This is a genomic window from Sulfurovum sp., assembly GCF_036568385.1.
Lineage (GTDB): Bacteria > Campylobacterota > Campylobacteria > Campylobacterales > Sulfurovaceae > Sulfurovum.
Map to the genome: position 1 here is coordinate 1 of NZ_DATCSP010000069.1, position 19,356 is coordinate 19,356.

A 19,356-nucleotide genomic window follows, 5' to 3' on the forward strand; every position below is an offset into this window, starting at 1 on the left:
CCTTAGGGGACAAGACTTGAGTAAATCAACCATATAAGATTGAAGAGGAATAAAGTATGAGAAGAAGAAAAGCTCCCGTTAGACCGGTATTGCCAGATCCAGTACACGGTTCTAAAGTATTAACAAAGTTCATCAATGCAGTAATGCTTGATGGTAAGAAAAGCACAGCGCAAAAAGTAATGTATGCTGCGTTAGAGAGAATTGAATCAAAATCTGGTGAAAAAGGGATTGACGTATTCAACAAAGCAATGGATAACGTCAAACCCGTCATGGAAGTAAAAAGTAGAAGAGTAGGTGGGGCAACCTATCAGGTGCCTATAGAAGTCAGACCTGCAAGACAGCAGTCATTGGGGATCAGATGGATCGTTGATGCAGCAAGAAAAAGAAACGAAAGAACAATGATGGAGCGTTTAAGTAATGAACTTATGGACGCTGCAACAGAAAAAGGTGCTGCTTTCAAAAAGAAAGAAGATACATATAAAATGGCTGAAGCGAACAAAGCGTTTGCTCACTACAGATGGTAAGGAAATAAATTATGGCAAGATCGCATAAACTTGAAGACGTAAGAAACATCGGTATTGCTGCACACATCGATGCAGGTAAAACCACAACCACTGAAAGAATTCTTTTCTATACAGGTGTTGAACATAAGATCGGTGAGGTTCACGACGGTGCTGCAACAATGGACTGGATGGAACAAGAGCAGGAGAGAGGTATTACGATCACGTCTGCTGCGACTACTTGTACATGGGATGATAAACAGATCAATATCATCGACACTCCGGGCCACGTTGACTTTACGATCGAAGTTGAGCGTTCAATGAGAGTACTTGACGGTGCCGTTTCTGTATTCTGTGCAGTGGGTGGGGTTCAGCCTCAGTCAGAAACTGTATGGAGACAAAGAAACCGTTATGGTGTACCATCAATTGTATTTGTTAACAAGTACGATAGAACAGGTGCAGACTTTTACGAAGTAGAGAGACAAATCCGTGAGAGACTAAAAGGTAACCCAGTACCTATTCAACTTCCAATCGGTGCGGAAGACGCCTTTCAAGGTGTTGTGGATCTTGTTAAAATGAAGGCAATCGTATGGGATAAAGATGCTGCTATGGGTTCTAATTACCACGTAGAAGAGATTCCAGAAGATATGGCAGAGATCGTAGAAGAGTACCGTGAAAAACTTATTGAAGAAATTTCTTCAGTAGATGGTAACGAAGCACTTATGGAAAAATACATGGAAGGGGAAGAGCTTACTGAAGATGAGATCATGGCGGGAATTAAAGCTGCTACAATCGGTATGCATATCGTTCCTATGACTGTTGGGTCTGCATTTAAAAACAAAGGTGTTCAGACACTGCTCGACGCCGTTGTTAATTACCTTCCGTCTCCAGTAGAAGCACCTGCGATCAAGGGTACTATGATGGAAGATGAGACAAAAGAGGTGATTGTTGAATCCACAGATAACGGCCCATTCGCCTCACTTGCATTTAAAATTATGACGGATCCATTTGTTGGTCAATTGACATTCATCCGTGTATACCGTGGTTCTTTGGAATCAGGTTCATATGTACTTAACTCTACAAAAGAGAAAAAAGAGCGTATCGGACGTATTATGAAAATGCACGCGATCAAGCGTGAAGAAGTTTCTGAGATCTATGCGGGTGAGATCGGTGCAGTTGTTGGACTTAAGAATACAACAACTGGAGATACACTCTGTTCAGATAAAGATAAAGTAGTACTTGAGAGAATGGATTTCCCTGAGCCGGTTATCTCTGTTGCAGTTGAGCCTAAAACTAAAGCAGACCAAGAAAAAATGGGACTTGCGCTTGGTAAACTTGCTGCAGAAGATCCATCTTTCCGTGTGGCTACAGATGAAGAATCAGGTCAAACGATCATCTCAGGAATGGGTGAGCTTCACCTTGAAATTCTTGTAGACAGAATGAAAAGAGAGTTTAAAGTTGAAGCGGAAGTGGGTGCACCGCAGGTTGCATACCGTGAGACGATTAGAAAATCTGTAGAAAAAGAATATAAGTATGCTAAGCAGTCAGGTGGACGTGGACAGTTCGGTCATGTATACCTTAGAATCGAGCCGCAAGAGGCAGGTGCTGGTTATACATTCGTTGATGAGATCAAAGGTGGGGTTATTCCTAAAGAATTCATCGCGCCGGTCGATAAAGGTATCCAGGAAGCAATGCAAAGAGGTATCCAGGCTGGTTATCCGGTAGAAGACGTTAAAGTAACACTTTACGATGGATCATACCACGATGTTGACTCCTCTGAAATGGCGTTTAAACTTGCAGGTTCTATGGGATTCAGAGAGGGTTGTAAACAAGCAAACCCAGTGATCCTTGAGCCGTTGATGAAAGTTGAAGTGGAAGTACCTGAAGACTATATGGGTGACGTGATCGGTGACGTAGCTAAAAGACGTGGTCAGGTATCAGGTATGGATGACAGAGCAGGTAACAAGATCGTTAACGCGTTCGTACCACTTTCTGAAATGTTCGGTTATTCGACAGACCTGCGTTCAATGACACAAGGTCGTGCAACCTATGCTATGGAATTCGATCACTATGAAGAAGTTCCAGCGAACGTAGCTAAAGAGATCATTGAAAAGCGTAACGGCTAACATTTCGCAGTATCTTACTGCATCTTGGAAGGAGTGCCTCGGTCATGCACTGAAGGTACACTCCTTCTTCTCTCCCTTCAAACATACCTTAAACTCCAGTGAGATCCACAGCAAATCTTACATCAGATGAATATTATTCTATTTCAATGTTGCAATTGGCATAGTATAGTATTTAAAGGACAGGCACATGAAAGTCATCATCGATCTTATAGAGGATATACGCGAAGAGATAGGGAACCAGGAAGATTTTGTCGTTACGGCAATGCTTCTGAAGGAGCATCCTGAGGATGCAGACAAATTGAGCTATGCAGGAGAAGCACCGCTTAATCTCTTCACCGTGGTCGATGGAAAAAGGAAACTGATCTTTAAAATAGACGGCAGTCAGAACATAATCACGGTAGGCGAGCTTGTCAAACATTTACTGATACTTCCTATGGATGCGATGATGTATGAGGTCAGGATGGATGTCAATGCTGCGTATAGCGATATGGAGATAGTAGGATTTGGAAAGTCAATGGAGGAGAAGAAATATATCCTGTTCATCAGGATATAAAACTTCTTCTGTCTATGCGTAGAGGGACTCTTTCCCAAACTCTTTTGTAAGCAGGGCATAGAAGAGAGCCCTGTATTTGTTCCTGTTTGATGTGCCCATCAGTTCACATACTTTCTTGATGGCCGCATCCAGCGCTGCATCCTCTGCTTCCACACCAAGCTTATTCTGCAGGAAGTTCTTTTTTACGGTATCGAGTTCAGACTGGTCTGTACAGGATACCGTCTCTGCATCCTGTTTGTAGATAGAGGGCCCAAGGCCTTCAGTCACTCTGCCGATCAGATCATCAGAGAGACCTAGCCCCAACTCTTTCGAAACAGCCACATAGTGTTCAATTTTCTCATCCAGTTTGCTCATCAAAACTCCTTCAAATGATAATGATGATCCATTATATCTACAAATGGTACTCAGGTCAAGTATCTGGGGTTTTGTGCCAAAAGTATCCAGTTCATACTGATATTCCGTTGTGCACAGAAGTGGGCAAGTGATTCATAGGGGATCTTTTTACGTCGTTTGATGACTGCAAAGTATTGCGGATCGAGCTCCAGTGAATCTGCGATATCCTTGTCCAGAATTTTTGTTTTTTTGTTTTGTGCAGAAAGAACCTGTCTGACTCTTTCCATCACTTCATAAAAATCGATCATCGAAATCCTTGAATGAATATGGATGATATCATAATGGATTTTTGGAAGAAAGTTCGAATATATGTCAGATTGTAATGTTTTTGCGCACTAGACCTTGTTGTATCTTTGGATCAAGGTCTCTTCTGTGATGGGTTTGCTTACGCCAAAGCCCTGTATATAGTCGATGCCAAGTGCTTTGAGCTTTTCCTTCTGTGTTTCATGGTCCACCCATTTTGCAATGGTTTGCACCTGCAGCCTCTTTGACATGGTGATCAAAGAGTGCAGCATGGCAGAGGTGGTTTCATCTTCGAGGTGTGTCACATAGTCTCTATCAAACTGGACCATATCGAACTTAAAATGTTTGATATATTCCATCGAAGCATTGGATGAACCGAAATTGTCGATACAGATCCTCAACCCATGAGACCGAAAGGTTTTAAGCGTCTTAAGGTATCCACTGAGGTCATGGTGTGTTTTGCGTTCATAGAGCTGGATGACCAGACGGGACGTATCGACCGAATTCTCGTATAAATAGGAAAAAACTTTTTCCTTAAAAGCATTGTCTCTGAGGGAAAAGGGAGAAAGGTTAAAGGTGAATGAGATAGAGTCGTCCACAAGCGGAAGCAGATCGATGACATGTTTGATCAGGGCAAAATCGTATTCCCTGCCCAATCCCAAACGGTTGACTATCGGTAGAAATACACGGGGCAGAATATCCTGGTGGGTCTCAGACTTGAGTTTGACAGCGATCTCATAGGTATCTATCGTATTGCTGTGTACGTTCATCAGAGGTCTGAACGTCAAAAGCAGTTTTTTCTTTTGAATACTGCGAATCACATCCTTCTCGATGGCTGAGAGTTCTTTGGCATCTTTGATACCGGAACTCTCTTTTTCCGGTTCATCCTCTGAGTATTGACTTGCAAGAATATCGCGTAACTGTATGATGGCTTTTTCAAAGTTGTCATCGGGGTTCGTGATGATGGCAAATCTATAGTCTACTTCCATGTCGTTGATACGGCTGTTCTCTTTGATCAGCGTCTCCAGGATCATTTGCAGGTCATCATGGGCATCATTGAGCGCGATGAGGAACTCTGAACCAAGGTATCGGCCTATAAGGACCCTGTCCAGTCCATGCTGCTTGAATATCATGCTTATTTTCCGGGAAAGTGTATAGAGCAGGTTGTCTATCTGGTCATTGCTGTAGTTTTCATTCAATGAAGTGAGGTTCTCTATACTTAAGCAGGCAATGTAGGTTGGCTTATATTCTTCCAGCTTTTTGATAAATGTTTTTTTATTGAAGAGCTGCGTGGTTTGGTCCAGCATCGTCTCCTGCACACTCAGGTTCATTAAGAAATAGATAAAATAGATCGTGATAAAGGTGACGGCGGTAATAAGCCCCAGATCTTTGGTGCTGATCTTATAGGTATGATCTTGGTAAATGGTGGTGTAGAAAACCAAAAAGATAAGAAAGAGTACAGGAAGACCTGCTCTTAGTGCCAGTTTAAAACGGCGGGCTCTTTCTTCTTTTTGCGAATATAGCATCACACATCCAGGTGTTTCACATCTTTGGCGTGGCTCTCAATGTAGTTTCTTCTAGGTTCTACTTCATCTCCCATGAAGAGGGTGAACGTATCGCTGGCAACTTCATCATCTTCTATGGTCACCTGTAAAAGCCTTCTGTTCTCCGGTGTCATGGTCGTCTCCCAAAGCTGTTCAGGGTTCATCTCACCCAAACCTTTATACCGTTGGATATAGGCACCTTTCTTGGCGGAACTTTCCACCTCTGTAAACAGCTCTAGAAGGTCCCGGTCCTTAAACTCATCTGTAATATGTTCAGCGATCTTCTGATGTATGTGTATCGCCTCGTTATAGTGAGGGTTGGTAAAGAGTACTTCATCCACAATGAGCTCTTCAAGTCCATCATTGGTCTGTACGAAGAGGTGGATCACTTCATCGGTGACCGTTTTATTTAAGATATTGTAGCCCAGCTCCGCGATATAGTCTTCTATGGTCTTTGCAAGTGCTTTGTTGTCCGTTCCGACGATATCCGGATTTTCGATCATGTAGCGAAGGACCTCGGGCAATGCAAAACGTTTCTCTATCTCTTTGAGCGTCATACGGTAGTAGGCCACAAGCTTGAAAAGATCCACAAGGTCTGCCTGTCCCATGGTCGTGCTCTCGATCGCAGAGATACCATTTTCTATCAGATACTCATTCAATGCTTTTTCATCTTTTAAATAGACTTCATTTTTACCTTTTTTGTAACGGTAAAGCGGCGGCTGTGCAAGATAGAGGTACCCTTTTTCAATGATAGGCTTCAAGAATCTGAAGAAGAATGTCATCAGCAGTGTCTGGATATGCGATCCATCCACATCGGCATCGGTCATGATAATGATCTTGTGATAGCGCAATTTCTCTTCATCGAACTCGTCCCCGATACCGCAGCCGAGTGCAGTGATCATGTTCTTGATCTCGTCAGATTTGAGTATCTTTTCCAGACGCGATTTCTCCACGTTGAGGATCTTACCTTTGAGAGGCAGGATCGCCTGGAACACTCTGTCACGTCCCTGCTTGGCCGAACCACCCGCAGAGTCCCCTTCCACCAGATAGATCTCCGAGATCTCAGGGTCCTTGCTCTGGCAGTCCGCAAGTTTACCCGGGAGTGTTCCCACACTCATGGAGTCTTTACGTTTTACAAGCTCTTTGGCGCGTTTTGCAGCGTCACGTCCTCTGGCTGCAAGCAGGACCTGGTCCATGATCGCTTTTGCTTCCAGAGGCGTTTCTTCAAGGTATTTGTTAAAGTTCTCACTAAAGAGTTTCTGAACCAGCGGTCTTACATAGCTTGATCCGAGTTTCCCTTTGGTCTGACCTTCGAACTGAGGCTCCGGAACACGTACGGAAATGATGGCGATGAGCCCCTCTTTACAGTCATCACCGGTGATCTTGGTATTCTTCTCTTTCGCATTGGCATTTTTGGAGATATAGCCTGCAAGTGAACGCGTCAAACCGGCTCTGAATCCGGCTTCGTGCGTACCACCTTCCGGTGTTTTGATGTTGTTTACAAATGAAAGTACTTTTTCATTATCTGAATCGCAGTACATGAGCGCAATATCGATCTCGATATCATCAGCCTTTCCGCTGAAGAACTGAGCCGTAGAGAGCGGCTCTTTCGTGTTCATATCCTCAACGAACTGGCGGATACCCCCTTCAAAATGGAAGAGCTCTTTGGTGCCGTCCCTCTCATCTTTAAAATCGATAGTGATCTTGGGATTGAGGTAGCAGAGCTCCTTGAAACGCTTCATCAGGATCTCTTTTTTAAAGGTTACCGATTCCGTGAAGATCGTTTCATCCGGCCAGAACTCGATCTTGGTCCCGTGTTTTCTCGTACTGTCGCCTGATGTCAGCGGGGCTTCAGGGATACCTTTCTGAAAGCTTTGTGTATGGATCTCGCCATCTTTGAAGATGGTCATGTCCAGTTTTTTGGAAAGTGCATTGACAACAGAGACACCGACCCCGTGAAGTCCCCCCGAAACCTTATAGGTGTCTTTGTCAAATTTACCACCGGCATGAAGGACGGTAAGTACGACTGTCGCTGCGGAGATCTTTTCTGTCGGGTGTTCTTTGACAGGGATACCACGGCCGTTGTCTTCAATGATCGCAGAGCCCTCTTTGGTAAGGGTGACCTTAATGGTATCACAAAACCCTGCCATCGCTTCATCGATCGAATTGTCCACTACTTCGTATACTAGGTGGTGTAGTCCTTTTTCAGAGGTATCACCGATGTACATTCCCGGTCTTTTTCTTACCGCTTCAAGACCTTTAAGGACTTTAATATTACTAGCACCATATTCTGCCATATTGAGACTCCATTTTTTTAGATTGCTAACACTTGGTTTTTTGCGTAGAAAGTTCCCGCGATCCGCCGCTTCAATCTACTGCACAAGTATATATATTTTAGCTAAATATAACTTAGGAAAGGATGGCTGGAGCAGCGATTCTATGGGCATTTAGAGCAGCATGCCGCTTTGTTGTTTTTTGGTACTGACAATATCGATCTTGTCCGGGTCAATAAAGTCCTTTTTCTTATAGGCTTCGAGTGCATACCGTCCTATCATCGCTGCATTGTCTGAACAGTATTGAAGCGGTGCCACATGGAGTGTTTTCCAAAATTCATCGCAGAGCTCCTGATAGGCATTTCGAATATACAGGTTCGCAGAGGCGCCGCCTACAATGGCAAAATCTTTGATCTTCTCTTTGGCAAAGATCTTTTTGCTTTTTTGCAGCAGATGCAGTTTGACCGCTTTTTGAAAGGAGGCAGAGAGGTCTGCCCGGTCCTGTTCGCTCATCTTGTCACTGCCGCCCAGGGCTTCCACCTGCAGTCTCACTGCATTTTTAAGCCCTGAAAGGGAGAAGGCGATCAGCGGAGAATTGCGCAGGGGTATCGGAAGTTCAAAACGGTCTTCGTCTCCCTTGCGTGCCAGGGCTTCGATCAGAGGACCCCCGGGATAGCCCAGGCCCATCATTTTGGCACATTTGTCAAAGCTTTCCCCTACCGAATCATCCATACTGGTGGCGAGGATCTCCATATGCTCAAAACTTTCAACCCTGATGACCTGTGTATGTCCGCCGGAGATAAGCAGTACCAATAAGGGGAAGGTCGCCTCTTTTTCTATAAAAAGCGAGTAGATGTGTCCCTTGAGGTGGTGTACCGGGATGAGCGGTATCTCCAGCAGGGTGCTTAGCGTCTTCGCCATCGCGATCCCCTCAAGCAGGGTGACGCCCAGTCCTGGCTGATTGGTAACGGCAATGGCCTTGAGCTTTTCAAAGTAGGGTCTGGTCTCTTTGAGTATCTCCGGAAGTGCTACCGCATGCAGCCTTGATGCAAGTTCAGGGACCACGCCTCCGTAACAGGAGTGCTGCGCTTCCTGCGAGACCTTTTTATGATAAAGGACTTTTTTGGTGGCTATTTCGGTGACGGCGATGGAGCTGTCATCGCAGCTTGATTCGATGCTTAAGATCATGCTCTGTCCAATACGAGGTCTTCTATCCATGCCCATTTCCCATATCCGCTGTCCGCATTGATATGTCCTGCCTTTTCCATGACTGTCAAAGGGATATGGTACTGTTCTGCGATCGTTTCAGCTTCATCTACCGTGATATAGGGGTCATTGTCCGAGACGATCATCTGTACCTCTTTGGCATAGAGTTTTTCCGGCATCTCGCAGGGGAAAAAGGTCTTGATCGTATCGATCTCCGTGGTAAGGCTTGGCGGAGAGACCATAAAAAGTCTCTGTATCTCAGGTAGATTTTGCATGAACTCCTGTTCCTGGCAGAGCCAGAACCACAGGGTATTGGCCAGAGAGTGGCAGACGACGGTATCGGGTTTGAACGCTTCGAGTATCTCCTGGAGCTGTTTGACCCACCGGTTCTTGGTAGGAAAGTGACAGTTGTCCAGCAGAGGAAAGGAAACGGTCCCATACTCCCTTGCTATCGCTGCAGCCAGTTCCGCCTGCCAGTGAGGGGCATCACTCCCGCCCCAACCGTGCAGGATGAGTACTTTATCTTTGCGTGACATAGGCCCTGACCTCCTTATCTATCTGGATGATCTCTTCGATACTGGATGCTTTGACGGACTCAAATTTCTTATAGGCATCCAGCACCATGTCGCTCATCCCGAAAAAAGAACATTGTTCTTCCTGAAACGCTTTGATCGCTTCCTCGTTCGCTGCATTGACCACTACGCCAAGATGGGGATGTTCCAGAATATGCTCTTTGATATTCCAGATAGGGTAGCGTGCTGCTTCGATGGGCAGAAATTCCACACTCCCCATACCCAGCAGGTCCGTGGGAGGCAAAATGGCTTCTTCGACCTTCCCTCTGAGCGCAAAGGCAATAGGGAGCTTCATATCGACCCCTGCAAAGTGTGCCGTGGTAGAACCGTCCCTGAATTCCGCCAGCGCATGGATGATGGACTTTTTTTCTATCAGCGCATCCACCTGCTTCGTGTCAAAGAGCCATTTCGCCTCCAGAAGTTCAAACAGTTTATTGGTCATCGTGGCCGAATCGATGGTGATCTTGTCTCCCATGGACCAGTTGGGGTGTTTGAGCGCATCTGAAAACGTAGCATCTTTCATCCTGCCAAGCTCCCAGTCCCTGAATGCACCCCCGCTTGCCGTGATGTACAGTTTGGATACAGGGCGTTCGTTCATAAGGTACCAGAGCCCGAAGTGTTCGGAGTCTATCGGGGTGATGCGTGAGATGTCTATGAACTCTCCTGCAACGACCAGTGACTCTTTGTTGGCCAGGGCAACTTTCTTGCCAAGGTTGGTGGCTTTGAGCGTAGGGGCCAGTCCGGCATAGCCTACAAGGGCATTGACGACGGTGCCGCTCTTGGACCGCTCTATCAGCTCGAGGATGCCTGAAGCGCCGCAGAGGACATCAGGATGATCTACCTTTGCTCTGTCCGCTTCATTGGCGATAGCGACTATTCTAGGCTGATGTTCTTTGATCTGGGCATTGAGCAGGTCAATGTTGTTCCCCGCGACCAGCGCCTCGACCGCAATGCTGTAGCGTTTTGCAATGATGAGGGTATTGACCCCGATGGAACCGGTAGAGCCTAGTAGAACGATGCTTGACATGTATTAGATGAGGGATCTTAGGGCAATGACCATAATGACCGCACCAAAGAGATAGCCGTCGATCCTGTCCAGGATACCGCCATGCCCGGGGAGAAGGTCACCGGAGTCTTTCACGCCTGCTTCACGTTTCAGATAAGATTCAAAAAGGTCTCCAAATACGGAAGCGACCGATGTCAGAAGCGTGACGATGAAGGCGATCCAAAAGTTCACCACAAAAAGTCCGACAAAACTTCCCGCTGCGGTAGCCAGGATGACCCCGCCGAACACCCCTTCAAGTGTCTTGTTCGGAGAGGTGTCTGAAAACTTGGTCTTACCTATGGCCTTGCCTGTAAAGAAAGCACCCACATCCGTAAGGGCCACGGTGACAAGGAGCCAGAACATGGAGGCAATGCCAAAATCCTGGTAGAGGATCAGAAAAAAGAGTATCCCGCTGACAGGATAGAGGAAAGGCAGGAGCAATCTTTTGTCAAAGTTATGAAAATAGGCCAGCGAAGAGGCGAAGATCACTGCCATAAAGAAGAAGAGGTCATCCGGGTTAGGGTAGAAATAGGCTACCAGCCATAAAAGCAGGGCCCAGACATACATCGAGGGTCCGGTGAGTTTGAAAAGTTTCATTGCTTCATAAAAAGCAAAGATATAGATCACCCCCAAAAAAGCCCACATGACAAAGAAGCTGTCGATCCAGCCTATGAACCCGACCAGTGCCAATAGCGCGATCCCTGTAATCCAACGTTCCTGATAATCTGTAAATAGTTTTGTCATGAGTCTTCCCCAGTCTTTTAAATGAAGATTATTATAGCACGCTTTGGATTAGAGAGGACTAGACCCTGATCTCTACACCCTCTTTGGTAACCGTGATGGTATCATATTTGGTATAAAGGACATTGGACCCCTCCTGTATTTTGACAAATTTACGTTTGGTGTAGTCGACCTGATAGTCTCCGGGGTTTTTTATGGAGAAATCTACACAGAGTTTCGCCGCCGCTTTGATCACCGAGTCGGGAAGACTCTGTTTATCGGTTCTGATGATCACATGCGAAGAGGGGATGTCGCGTATATGCATCCAAAGGTCGTTGGCCTTTGCCAGGGAGAGGAGTTTTTGGTTTTCGCTGCTGTTCCTTCCCACAAGGACCTTGTAATCCTCTATCCAGAAGAGTTCACCCTCTTTGAGCTTCTCTTTTTTGCGCTGTGATTTTCCGCGTTTGGGCACAAGCAGTTCCAGTTCGTAAGGATCTTTGGCCTGTTCGAGCGCATAGTAAATATTTTCATAGAAGGTTTTCTTACTCTGCAGGTTCTCTTTTTCGATGTGGATGTTCCTGGCTTTGTTCTTTGTACGTTTGGCAAGGCTGAAGAAGTAGTCGCTCATACGGTTCAGTTTGATGTTCTTCGGTAACTTGATCGTCACTTCATTCCCCTCAAAATCATAGGTCTTGAGTGTCGTATCATAGGGTTTTAGCTGATAGAGATTGGCCAGGATGAGGTTCCCGTAGCTGCTATATTCTTTCGCCTGCTCGGTGAGCTCCTCTTCATTGGGAAGCTTTGCCAGGGATTGGTCCAGTTTGTGAATCTTTTTGGCGATATGCGCACGTTTCTGTTTTTTTAGCTCTAAGAGTTTTTTGGCCTGGATCTGACGAAATTTCTCTTCAAGGCAGGTATCGATATCCGCGATCTCTCTGCTCTCCTCTTGACGTTCGACCGGGGGAATGGCCAGAAGTTCCACCCCCGGACGTATCACACGAAAAGAGCTCTGCGCATCGATGTGCCTGAGCGCTTCGATGATGACCTCGTTTTCATCCAGGAGTATGGCATTGGTGTTTTTCCCGGTAAACTCAAGCTGCAGATACACGATCTTGTCCTTGTAGGAGCTTTTGGGTGCCAGGGTGAAACGCAGGATCCGGTCTTCATTCGGTACCTCTACGGCGATGAGCCTGCTCGCTGACATCAGGGTGTGAAGCAGGGTGTCAAACGGTGCATGATAGCTTTGGGCAGGTCTTTGTGAGGGGGCTTTGTAGACAAAGCTGTGCCCCCGTGTCATATTGAAAAAATAGCTTTCGGACTTGTCGAACACCAACTCCAGCGTATTGTCCTCTATACGTCTTGCGCGGCTGATGAAGCTAAAGTCGTTCAGACGTTTTGCGATGGCTTTGAGTTCGTATAATTTCATTCGAATCTTTCTTCTTGATTGTTGTGAAATTCTAGCATAATTTTTTTTCGCTATAATTCGCGTAATATTATACTAATTTCAAACAAGAACGTAGGAGACGATGCGACCAGTCGCATGAGCCGACTGCTGAAGTTATCGCTAGTGTATACCCTTGGGTGTGCTGTAGCGGCAGCGTAGTTTTTTGAACTCTGTTCAAAAAGCGTTCTATCAATAAAAGGACAACGTATGGGACAAACCATGACAGAAAAGATCTTCTCTGAACATGCAGGGCGCGAAGTGCATGCCGGGGAGATCGTTAGAGTAGAGATCGATATGATTATCGGGAATGACATTACGACCCCTATCTCCATCAAGGCATTCGAAGAATCAGGGGCAGAGAAACTGGCAAGACCGGACAATTTTTGTATCGTGATGGACCACTATATCCCTGCGAAAGATATCGCATCGGCGAATCAGGCGAAGATCTCCAGGGACTTTGCCTACAAGCACGATATGAAATACTTTTTTGATGAAAAAGATATGGGTATCGAGCATGCTCTGCTTCCGGAAAAAGGGCTTGTGGTCCCTGGTGATGTGATCATCGGTGCGGACAGCCACACCTGTACACACGGGGCGCTGGGTGCCTTTTCAACCGGGATGGGAAGTACGGACCTTTCCTTCGGTATGATCACTGGCGGAAACTGGTTCAAAGTGCCTGAAACGATCAAGGTCGAGTTAACGGGCAAACCGGGGAAACACATCTACGGGAAAGATATCATCCTGGAGCTGATCCGTCAGATAGGTGTGGATGGCGCACTCTATAAAGCGATCGAATTCACCGGGGAAGCGATCCAGTATCTTGGCATGGCAGACAGGTTCTCTATCGCGAACATGGTGATCGAAGCGGGTGCGAAAAACGGTATCTTCGCGGTCGATGAGGTGACACTGAAGTATCTTGAAGAGAGAAAAGAGGCCAATGGCGGACTGAGAGCGGAACCGAAGATCCATGTTTCTGACGCGGATGCGGAGTACTGTCAGGTGATCACGATAGACACAGCATCACTTTCACCTGTGATCGCGTATCCATTCCTGCCTTCTAACGGCAAGCCAGTGGAACAAGCGGTAGCAGATGACCTGAAGGTGGACCAGGTGATGATCGGTTCATGTACGAACGGACGTATCGAAGACCTGCGTATCGCCGCAGAGATCATGAAAGGTAAAAGAGTGGCACGCCATACACGTATGATCGTGACCCCGGCTACACAGAAGATACTCCTTCAGGCGCAGCACGAGGGGTTGATGGATATCCTTATCGAAGCAGGTGCCGTGGTCTCCAACCCTACGTGCGGTGCATGTCTGGGAGGGTACATGGGTATCCTTGGTGACGGTGAACGCTGTGTGGCTACGACCAACCGTAACTTCGTCGGCCGTATGGGTGCCAGAACTTCGGAGATCTATTTGGCAAACTCGGCAGTTGCGGCGGCTTCTGCCATCGCCGGGAAGATCGTAGATCCTAGAGATATCTGATCTTCAAGTTGTGAAAAAATCCGAATTCAGGCATCTTTTTCCCAAAAAAAAAGGTGACGAAGATCACCTCCCCACCAAAACTGCAAAAAAAGCGGTTTTGGTGCTCTTTGTACTGTTTCTCATACTCTATCTACAATACAAGCCTTATACCAGCACTCCCCACAATCCGACGGGCATGGTCGAGACCGTTTTTGTGATCTATCAGTTCATCATTACGCAAACACTGGGTATCGTGCATGAAGGCGGTCATGGTCTCTGCTATCTGCTGCCCTGTCCGCAGTTCTTGATGGTGCTGAACGGCACACTGTTCCAATGGGCCTTTCCGCTGGGGATAGGGTACTACTATAAAAAGCGGGGCAACCTGATGGCATTTTATATCGGGCTCTTCATTTTGGGACTCTCGATGGACCATACCGCATGGTATATGTCCACGGCCCACGAAGGGCCTATACTCCCCGCACATAAATCTTTTCTGGGTGTAGATGCCCTCCATGATTTTCACTATATCTTTTCGAGTGTGGGGGTACTGGCCTATGCATCGTTCCTCGCAGGGGTTACCAAAGCAGCAGGGATGCTGCTGATGGTCGGTGCGGTGATCGCCATGTTCTTTGAGGCATTTTCGGACAAGAGAGTGAAGCGTTAAAATCCGCTGTTGGGGTCGAAACCGAATCCTCCGCCTCCGAAGTTGGGGGTGCCGAAGCTCTGTGTCGCAAAAGAAGGATCTTCGTAGCCTGCCTGGAGGGAGAGCCCACGCAGCATCGTGATGTCCATTTTGGGGTCTATGCCTTTAGGACACACTGCGGTACACTCTCCGCACAGCGTACAATCCCATACGCCGTTGCTTTGGATCGTATCGATGATCGTTCCTGCATCACCCTCGCGTTTATCCGAACTGTAACGGTAGGCCCGTGTCAGGGCGAAAGGACCGAGGAAGTCAGGATTGACCGCATAGACGGGACAGGCCGAGTAGCATGAGTCACAGAGTATGCAGTCCGTTTGTGTTTCACTGAGCTTTTCATCCGCATGTGTGAGGGAAGCCTCTTGTGCCTTATGCAGCCACGCGGTACTCTTCCGGAGCGTCTCTTTGGCTGTGTGCTTGTCTACTTTGAGGTCACGCAGTACAGGATGGTACTGAAGCGGTTCTATGATATCGCCTGCTTTTACCTTATAGGCACAGGCAAGCTGCTCTCTGCCGTTGACGCGTACGGCACAGGTACCGCACACCGAAGCACGGCAGCCGGCGGAAAATGTCAGTGTCGCATCCTGCGTCTCTTTGATGTAGCTCAGTGCGTTCAGAAGGGGGAGCTCCCCTTCGGGAAGGGTATAGAGCTGATGGCTATTGGTTTCACTTCGAAAGATCTTTATCTGCATGCTGCTTCCTTTCCCGTCTGGTATAGACTATGTTTTTTCAGTGCGTCATTCTCGCTTTCAAACCCGACCTTGTAGTGCGCCCCGCGGCTTTCATCCCTTTCAATGGCTGCGGAGATGATGGCAGGCGCCAGCAGCAGGGCATTTTTGAACTCCAGAAACTCTATCAGGTTCTGGTTGTTCGTCGGGCTTTTGTCTGCGACCCCCATCTCTTTTTGCCTCCCCTGCATGGTGCGTACTGCATCCAGTGCTTCCTGAAGCTGCTCATTGTCTCTGACAATACCGACTTTGTCATAAAAAAGATTCCCCAGTTCTTCTCTGTAGGGGTAAAAATTGACAGGCTCATGGTGTGACAGCAGTGCTTCTATCTCTTTGGCATCTTTTTCTCTCTGGGCATCATCTGCCGGCCGGAGATCCGCACTGCGTGCATATCGAGAGGCGTTTGTTCCTGCCACTTTTCCGAGGGTCGTGATCTCAAGCAGGGAATTCCCTCCCAGGCGGTTGGCACCATGCACTTTGGCATTGGAACATTCACCCACGGCAAAGCATCCTTTGATCCCGTTGACCTCCAGCGTCCCATCTACATCTATCCCTCCCATCGTGTAGTGTGCGACGGGTTTGATGGGGATCAGATCGTTTGCGGGGTCCACATGCTCATGCAGTTTGCAGAGCTCCACCTCCTGCGGCAGCAGCTCCATGAGTTTTTTCTCTCCCAGGTGACGCACATCCAAAAAGACGCGCTGACCCTCTTTGATCTGGCCAAAGATCGCACGGGCCACTTCATCACGGGGTTTGAGCTCATCCACAAAGCGCTCCCCTTTTTCATTGACCAGATAGCCGCCTTCTCCCCTGGCAGATTCAGAGACCAGAATGCAGGAGTGTTTGAGCGCCGTGGGGTGAAACTGTATGAACTCCATATCGGAGACCGCGCCGCCAGCACGCAGTACGGCGGCTATGCCATCGCCTGTAGAACCATAGGCATTGGTCGTAAATCCGTGATAGAGTGCTCCGTATCCGCCTGTGGCGATCACGACTGACTTCGCATGGAGCTGTATGACCTTCCCCGTACGGATATCCAGGAAGGTGGCACCCTGAACGGTCCCGTCCTGAGTGACCAGATTGAGAAGATAGTGCTCATTGAGAAAGTCTATTCCCTCTTTCAAGCAGGTATCATAGAGCGTATGGAGGATCTTGAGCCCGGTGTAGTCCTGTGCATAACAGGCACGTTTGGCAGAGGCCCCGCCCATTTTACGCTGGGCGATGGTCCCGGTACCGGTCTTGCCGTTGTCAAGCCTTGAAAAAGGCACGCCCAGGCTTTCCAGCCATGCCATCGTTTCAGGTGCCTCTGCACACATCTGTATCACCATGGCTTCATCACAAAGACCATGTGCGGATCTGATGGTATCTGCGATATGCGCGTCGACATGGTCCTCCTCTACGTTCCCCAGTGCGGCATTGATGCCCCCCTGCGCCATAGAGGTTTGCGCGTTGGTAGGGTAGGCTTTGCCGACCACGCTGACCGAGGCACCTGCATGTTTAGCGGCAAGGGCGGCGGTGAGTCCGGCACCGCCTGAACCGATGATAAGCACATCTATCATTGTTTCTCCATAAATACTTTAATATTCTCTACGATACCTTCAAGAAGCTTTTTTCTTGCTTCTATACTGGTCCAGGCGATGTGTGGTGTAATAAGAAGCCTATCTTGATGTGTGACCCTGTTGAGCGGGCTGTCCAGGGCAAGGGGTTCCTGTTCGAGTACATCCAGGCCGGCATAGAGGGTACGCCTGTCAAGCTCCAGGGCCAGGTCTGCCTCGTTGATGATGCCTCCGCGTCCCAGGTTCAAGAGAATGGTATCTTCTTTGACGGAAGGAAGGTTGGTCGCATCGATAAGATGGTAGGTAGCCTCATTGAGCGGTGCATGAATGGAGAGGATGTCACACGTTTCGAGGAGCATTTCGAGGCTTTGATGAGGATAGGGGTGGTTCAGGTTTTTCCCGCTGGTGGAATGGTAGCTTATCTCTGCACCAAAGGCTGTAGCGACCTTGGCGACCTCCTGCCCTATGGTCCCCAAACCGATGATCCCCCATTTTTTGCCTGCTATCTCATAGAAAGGATGGCTTACGTCGGTAAAAAGTCCCGAAGCACTCCAGGCGCCACTTTTCACTGATCTGTCGTAGTAGGCCATTTTTTCAAGCAGATAGAGCGCCATCGCAAAGGTATGCTGTACTACACTTTTGGTCGAGTAGCCTGCCACGTTCTTGACCGCTATCACTTTGCGTTCGGCGGCAGCCAGATCCACATTGTTCATCCCTGTGGCAGCGATGCAGATCAGTTTGAGCTTCGGTGTTTTTTCCATGATATCGGCAGAGATGACCACTTTGTTGGTGATGACGATGTCTGCTTCCCGGATACGTTCCTCTGTTTGTTCGGGAGCGGTCGTTGGATACACCGTCAGGGTGCCGAAAGACTCAAGCGTCCTGATGTCCAGGTCCTCTCCCAATGTTTTGGCATCAAGTAATACAATGTTCATATCTTTCCTTCCTATCGAGGTATGGGTGTAGTGCGCTTCCCGTTAGAAGAAGGCGTTCGAGGTATGCGTGAACGAGACAGTTCGCACATACCTGCCCCTCTTAGCGGTCTGAAATACTCTCTACGATCGCCGTGGCTCTTTTTTTCGCCTCTTCCACTTCATCCAGTACAAGACTGACTGCCATACGGCGGCCTACATGGGATTCAGGTTTTCCAAAGACCCTTACAAAACTATCTTTGGTAAAGGCACTGTCAGGTATTTCGAGCGTAGGGGTATGGCTCTCATTCTTGGCTTTGTATGCACCGCATGCGCCTGAACCGTACGTCGTGAAGTCCAGCGGCAGTCCGAGTATCGCTCTGAGATGGAGGGCGAACTCGCTTTGGCTCTGTGTGATCAGGGTGACCATGCCTGTATCATGGGGACGCGGACTCAGTTCCGAGAAGTAGACCTCGTTATCTTTGACAAAGAATTCCACGCCGAAAATACCGCGCCCGCCCAGACCATCGGTCACGGCTTTGGCGATCTCCTGTGCTTTTTGAAGTGCTTCGGGGGTCATTTGCATCGGCTGCCATGAAAGGATGAAGTCCCCGTCCTTTTGTACATGCCCGATGGCATCACAGAAGGTCGTTCCTGTTTCGTTGCGTACCGTTAACAGGGTGATCTCATAATCAAAAGGGATGAACTCTTCTACGATAAGCTCCGAAGCATCGCCACGGGCCTCTTTGGCCATCTCCCATGATCTTTCCAGCTCTGCTGCTGATTTCGCGATACTCTGTCCGTGCCCCGATGAACTCATCACCGGTTTGATCACACACGGAAAACCGATACGCTCCGCTACTACTTTAAGGCCGTCCAGGGTAGTGACAAATTCATACTTGCTTGTCTTCAGATCCAGTTCTTCTGCTGCAAATACACGGATGTTCTTACGGTTCATCGTTTTATTGACCGCTTCGGCATTGGGGATCACATGGAAGCCTCTGGCCTCTGCTTCAAAAAGAGCGGCAATGCTGATGGCTTCGACCTCCGGCAGGATAAAGCTGGGCTGCTCCTTTTCTATCAGTGCGAGCACGGCATCTTTGTCCTGCATATTGATCGCATAAGAACGGTTGGCTACAAGGTGGGCAGGGGCATTTTCATATTTGTCCACGGCGATGACCTCGATACCGAGCCTTTGTGCCTCGATGGCAACCTCTTTACCCAGTTCACCGGAACCCAGGAGCATGATCTTGATAGCATTTTGTTGTAGTGGCGTTGTAAATGTCATGAGAAAACCTTCGAAAAAATATTACTACGATTTTAGCGAAAAGTTGGATAATGTGTAATGAGTTGCAGGAAAAAAGATAATAAGTAA

18 protein-coding genes are annotated in these 19,356 nt (G+C 47.8%); 5 read left to right on the forward strand and 13 right to left on the reverse strand.

The window, feature by feature from the left end; genetic code table 11:
• The first annotated feature begins 56 nt into the window (after positions 1-56).
• The 3 genes from rpsG to VIM88_RS07445 all read left to right on the forward strand — a co-directional run bounded on the left by rpsG (position 57) and on the right by VIM88_RS07445 (position 3,179).
• Complete coding sequence (rpsG, locus tag VIM88_RS07435; RefSeq protein WP_331862260.1) at positions 57-524, forward strand: 30S ribosomal protein S7; 468 nt, start codon at positions 57-59, stop codon at positions 522-524.
• 11 nt (positions 525-535) lie between these two features.
• Positions 536-2,626 (forward strand): elongation factor G, encoded by a 2,091-nt coding sequence (gene fusA / locus VIM88_RS07440; RefSeq protein WP_331862261.1) that lies wholly within the window; start codon positions 536-538, stop codon positions 2,624-2,626.
• Positions 2,627-2,813: 187 nt separating this feature from the next.
• Positions 2,814-3,179 carry a hypothetical protein gene (locus VIM88_RS07445; RefSeq protein ID WP_331862262.1) on the forward strand — a complete coding sequence of 122 codons (366 nt, stop codon included), beginning with the start codon at positions 2,814-2,816 and terminating at the stop codon, positions 3,177-3,179.
• 12 nt (positions 3,180-3,191) lie between these two features.
• On the opposite strand, the gene VIM88_RS07450 is transcribed toward VIM88_RS07445, so the two are convergent.
• The 9 genes from VIM88_RS07450 to VIM88_RS07490 form a co-directional block, all read right to left on the reverse strand.
• Positions 3,192-3,533, reverse strand: a complete 342-nt coding sequence (locus tag VIM88_RS07450; RefSeq protein WP_331862263.1) for a DUF2853 family protein — start codon at positions 3,531-3,533, stop codon at positions 3,192-3,194.
• 50 nt (positions 3,534-3,583) lie between these two features.
• Positions 3,584-3,820: a hypothetical protein gene (locus tag VIM88_RS07455; RefSeq protein ID WP_331862264.1), complete on the reverse strand. Its 237-nt coding sequence runs from the start codon at positions 3,818-3,820 to the stop codon at positions 3,584-3,586.
• Positions 3,821-3,907: 87 nt separating this feature from the next.
• Positions 3,908-5,341, reverse strand: a complete 1,434-nt coding sequence (locus VIM88_RS07460) for a GGDEF domain-containing protein (RefSeq protein ID WP_331862265.1) — start codon at positions 5,339-5,341, stop codon at positions 3,908-3,910.
• Positions 5,341-7,656, reverse strand: coding sequence for a DNA topoisomerase (ATP-hydrolyzing) subunit B (gyrB, locus tag VIM88_RS07465; RefSeq protein WP_331862266.1), 2,316 nt, complete (start codon positions 7,654-7,656; stop codon positions 5,341-5,343). The genes VIM88_RS07460 and gyrB overlap by 1 nt, the downstream gene beginning before the upstream one ends.
• Before the next feature lie 150 nt (positions 7,657-7,806).
• Entirely contained in the window at positions 7,807-8,820 is a 1,014-nt protein-coding gene (gene tsaD / locus VIM88_RS07470; RefSeq protein WP_331862288.1) for a tRNA (adenosine(37)-N6)-threonylcarbamoyltransferase complex transferase subunit TsaD, read from the reverse strand.
• Entirely contained in the window at positions 8,817-9,374 is a 558-nt protein-coding gene (locus VIM88_RS07475; RefSeq protein WP_331862267.1) for an RBBP9/YdeN family alpha/beta hydrolase, read from the reverse strand. The genes tsaD and VIM88_RS07475 overlap by 4 nt, the downstream gene beginning before the upstream one ends.
• Entirely contained in the window at positions 9,358-10,428 is a 1,071-nt protein-coding gene (dxr, locus tag VIM88_RS07480) for a 1-deoxy-D-xylulose-5-phosphate reductoisomerase (RefSeq protein ID WP_331862289.1), read from the reverse strand. Before dxr ends, VIM88_RS07475 begins: the two co-directional genes overlap by 17 nt.
• A 12-nt stretch (positions 10,429-10,440) precedes the next feature.
• A complete protein-coding gene (locus VIM88_RS07485; RefSeq protein WP_331862268.1) occupies positions 10,441-11,199 on the reverse strand; it encodes a phosphatidate cytidylyltransferase in 759 nt (252 codons plus the stop codon).
• A gap of 58 nt (positions 11,200-11,257) precedes the next feature.
• The gene (locus tag VIM88_RS07490; RefSeq protein ID WP_331862269.1) at positions 11,258-12,601 is read right to left on the reverse strand and encodes an NFACT RNA binding domain-containing protein; all 1,344 of its coding nucleotides are present in this window, start codon (positions 12,599-12,601) and stop codon (positions 11,258-11,260) included.
• Between the two features lie 225 nt (positions 12,602-12,826).
• Here VIM88_RS07490 and leuC point away from each other — a divergent pair, with 225 nt between their 5' ends.
• Together leuC and VIM88_RS07500 are read left to right on the forward strand one after the other, a co-directional pair.
• Positions 12,827-14,107, forward strand: a complete 1,281-nt coding sequence (leuC, locus tag VIM88_RS07495; protein WP_331862270.1) for a 3-isopropylmalate dehydratase large subunit — start codon at positions 12,827-12,829, stop codon at positions 14,105-14,107.
• A gap of 10 nt (positions 14,108-14,117) precedes the next feature.
• The gene (locus VIM88_RS07500) at positions 14,118-14,750 is read left to right on the forward strand and encodes a hypothetical protein (RefSeq protein WP_331862271.1); all 633 of its coding nucleotides are present in this window, start codon (positions 14,118-14,120) and stop codon (positions 14,748-14,750) included.
• Here VIM88_RS07500 and VIM88_RS07505 read toward each other — a convergent pair.
• The 4 genes from VIM88_RS07505 to purT all read right to left on the reverse strand — a co-directional run bounded on the left by VIM88_RS07505 (position 14,747) and on the right by purT (position 19,269).
• A complete protein-coding gene (locus tag VIM88_RS07505; RefSeq protein WP_331862272.1) occupies positions 14,747-15,478 on the reverse strand; it encodes a succinate dehydrogenase/fumarate reductase iron-sulfur subunit in 732 nt (243 codons plus the stop codon). The two genes, VIM88_RS07500 and VIM88_RS07505, sit on opposite strands and share 4 nt — an antisense overlap.
• Positions 15,469-17,073, reverse strand: a complete 1,605-nt coding sequence (locus tag VIM88_RS07510) for an FAD-dependent oxidoreductase (RefSeq protein WP_331862273.1) — start codon at positions 17,071-17,073, stop codon at positions 15,469-15,471. Before VIM88_RS07510 ends, VIM88_RS07505 begins: the two co-directional genes overlap by 10 nt.
• Entirely contained in the window at positions 17,070-18,005 is a 936-nt protein-coding gene (locus VIM88_RS07515; protein WP_331862274.1) for a D-2-hydroxyacid dehydrogenase, read from the reverse strand. Before VIM88_RS07515 ends, VIM88_RS07510 begins: the two co-directional genes overlap by 4 nt.
• Positions 18,006-18,105: 100 nt before the next feature.
• Complete coding sequence (gene purT, locus VIM88_RS07520) at positions 18,106-19,269, reverse strand: formate-dependent phosphoribosylglycinamide formyltransferase (protein ID WP_331862275.1); 1,164 nt, start codon at positions 19,267-19,269, stop codon at positions 18,106-18,108.
• Positions 19,270-19,356 lie beyond the last annotated feature (87 nt).